This is a genomic window from Flavobacterium sp., from assembly GCF_024642105.1.
GTDB lineage: Bacteria > Bacteroidota > Bacteroidia > Flavobacteriales > Flavobacteriaceae > Flavobacterium.
This window is the reverse complement of the sequence record NZ_JAHEBT010000038.1, coordinates 1-3,304: the sequence shown is the minus strand read 5'-3', so window position 1 is coordinate 3,304 and position 3,304 is coordinate 1. Positions and strand designations below refer to the sequence as shown.

Here is a 3,304-nt window from a genome sequence, read left to right as displayed (position 1 = left end):
GCTAATTGAATTACAGCGTTTTCTGCTTGAATAGTTGATTGTACCACTAGGCTTGCAGGTTCTGTTATTTGGAAATCAAACCGTTGTAGGTAGTTTTTTTGACCCTCAATACTAATATTTACTTGATAAGAACCAATCCCTAGTTTTTCTAAAAGTAGACTGCTACCTGTTATTGATTTACTTGATTTTAAAAAATTTAATGGACCTGTTACGTCGATTAAATAGGTGTATTTTTTATCGACAAAATCAATACTCATCCCTCCATTGCTCATTCCTGGACAAGTGGTAGCCGTTATTTTTAACGCGTAATTCGTAACTGGCAAACTGAAAACTTCGCACCCATTGATATCGACAATAGCACCTATAGGAGTGGCTGGGCATAGGTCCAAATTATCTGGTACACCATCTCCGTCTGCGTCATTGAATAATTTAATCAAGGGGACTTTGGGGAATTCTTTAAATAAAATCTCATTTGTGAGTTTTGGATCATTGCCCATCCATTGATTGAGTAAGGAACCATAAACTTGTCTAAAATCGTAGTTAGCGGTTAACTCATCACTTGTTTTATAATCCAATGGAATTTTAGGATTAGCGCCAATAATTCCCCCTTTGACTGAATTCCCAAATACAAACATAGGTGCTACCGTTCCGTGATCAGTTCCGCTGCTTCCGTTAGAATGCACCGTACGACCAAATTCGGAGAGAGTAACCCCTACAACGCGATCTCCTAAATTTTGAGCGTCCAAATTTTTCATAAAGCTTACGATCGCGTCGTTCACTTGCTTGAGTAAATAAGCGTGCTGACCTTTCGTAGGATCTTGTGTGTCTACTTGTTTCGCATGTGTATCAAATCCTGTTAATTGAACCATATACACTCTGGTTTGAAGCCCTCCTGATATCAATTTTTGGATTATTTTAAATTGATTTCCTAGATCAGATTCTGGAAAAGTAAATGGAGTTGATCCAGAACGGTAAGCAGATTGTACAACCGAGCCGTATACCTGAGATTGTTTACCTATTAGTTGTAAATAGGCCAAACGGGAGCCTTGAATTGTCGTAGGATAGGTATTGACAAATGGATTTAGTAGACTGTAAAATTGATCAGGGTTAGAATAAATCAGACTGGTGAAAGAATTTTGTCCTTGAAATAATAAACTAGATTCGCCTCCTAATTCAATGGAAAGTGGATGAGGAAATTGAGCATTTGGATAGGTATTAGGATAAAGGGGATGTTGTTTTTCTAGTTGCCTAGCCATCCAACCTGAACTTTCGTACTGATCTGTATCTGTTCCAGACATCCATATGTCCGTAGATCTAAAATGAGAAAAATTAGGTTTGGAATAGCCAACTGATTGTACGATAGCTAGCCTTTTTTCGCTTAATAATGTATTCATTCCCGCCATAGAAGGATGAAATCCGAGGCTGGAGCCTGTAATAGGCAAGTACTTGTTTTCCGGTAAAATAACTCCAGAGCGAATCGTTTTTAACTGGCCATATTGTTCTAGAGGAATCAACGTATTTAAACCATCATTCCCTCCATTAAGACGAACTATTACTAAAATTTTACCCGCTTCCACTGTATTGCTTAAAAGATTGGACATTTCTAATTGTCCTAAGCCTGGTAGAAATGATGGAATGGCAGCTAAATGGGCCATATTATGTAAAAACTTCCTTCTGTTCATTCTCTTTGTTAATAAAGTTGAGATTCACCCAATTGATAAATTAGACTTAAGCCCTTAGCCAAACGATTTTGAATCAATGCCGCATTTTCCGCAGAGGGATTCGTTGCATAAGCATTCCAAATAGCCGACCAATAACTTAGATTCGTATTCCCTTGCATAATTTGATTGATAATTTGCTGCCGATTTTCAGTACTTATTGTTTGACCAATATGTCGTTCGATTAGCTGATCAATTAGCAATTCTAAATTTTCTGGATTTTGAAACTGACTAGCGTAACTAGCTAAATTTGCCCTTACTTGGGCACCGGTTTTAGTGGTACTATTATAATAAACACCTTGTCCCCAATTAAAAATTGCATCAGTGAATTGGGCCCTTTTTATGATGGTATCTGAATTTATCCAGAACAGATCAAAAGCGGGCGCTTGGTAATAGGCAGGCCAACCAGATACACTGGGAGGGTCTCCAATGTTCATACCAAGGCTTATCATGGCGTTCTGAATGCCGTTTAATCTTTTAAAATTGTAATAGATAGCGTCACTTCCCATGGGATAAGGTTTGTTACTATTATCCAATAAAGGCAAATCAAATTCTTTTAATATACCCACTACGAAATCAAGAGGTGATTTGATCATTGATTTGATATGAAGACTGTCGAAAAAGTGTTCACTCATGAGTAAGGTTCTCAAAACCGGTAGTATCTCAAACTTCGAATCTTTGAATATTTTAGCTAAGGGAGTAATGATAAGTTCTTCCGTGGCAGCATCAATACTAGGGTTCACAAAGAAGCTGTAAATTCGTCGACAGATATATTTGGGCATCTCATCTGTCGCACAAATCATGTCAATCGCTTCACGCAGTTCGCCATCAGCTCTATCTGGATTACTTGAACCACTGATTTTTCGATTACCATAAAATTCAGAGAATTGCTTTTCACCTGTATCATGCATGGCAAGATTATTCGTAACTACTGCACGACCTTCAGTAGTTTTCGTTTTTTCCCAATCAAATTGCCATCCCGTTAACAGACGAGCCATTTCAGCGACATCCTTTTCTGTGTATTTAGAATTAGGCCCTTTCCCTACGGTAAAAAGTTCTTGTAATTCACGCGCATAATTTTCATCAGGAGCATATTTATTGTTTTGGTTTCCATTCAAATAAATTAACATGGATGGATCTATGGTGATTTGATATATCAATTCTTTAAAATTGCCAAGTGATAATTTGAATAACGTGTCTACATAGTAAAATGCATTTTTAGAAATCCCCGCATTTTGAATAGAACTAACTAATAAGTTATTATAAAATAGCACCATGCGCCAATGTATCGAAGTGGATTGTTGAGTAAACTGTTTCAACATCCATGATTTTAATGAAACCCATCGCGCACCACTTTGATTTACCTCTGTAGCGTTTACCCAAATGGCTCCTCTTGCCACATCGCCTTTGACCTCATCCGGATTATCAATAATATCCAGATAGTAGTCATTTATTGGTAGTTCAAATGCTTTTTCCGGGCTTAATAGCAGATCAACACAAGCGCTTAACCCTAAATTCTGTATTTTTAAATAGCTGGAATGACTATATCCAATAAGTCCTCGATTAATCAAATGCTTTCTTTCTGC

The 3,304-nt window shown here is 37.3% G+C and carries 2 protein-coding genes; both read right to left on the bottom strand.

The features are described 5' to 3' along the window. A partial coding sequence (locus Q0L65_RS05310) for a DUF1501 domain-containing protein (RefSeq protein ID WP_296684238.1) occupies window positions 1–1,682 on the bottom strand: 1,682 nt, incomplete at its 3' end. A gap of 8 nt (window positions 1,683–1,690) precedes the next feature. Next, on the bottom strand, window positions 1,691–3,304 hold a 1,614-nt coding region (locus Q0L65_RS05305), incomplete at its 5' end, for a DUF1800 family protein (protein WP_296684236.1).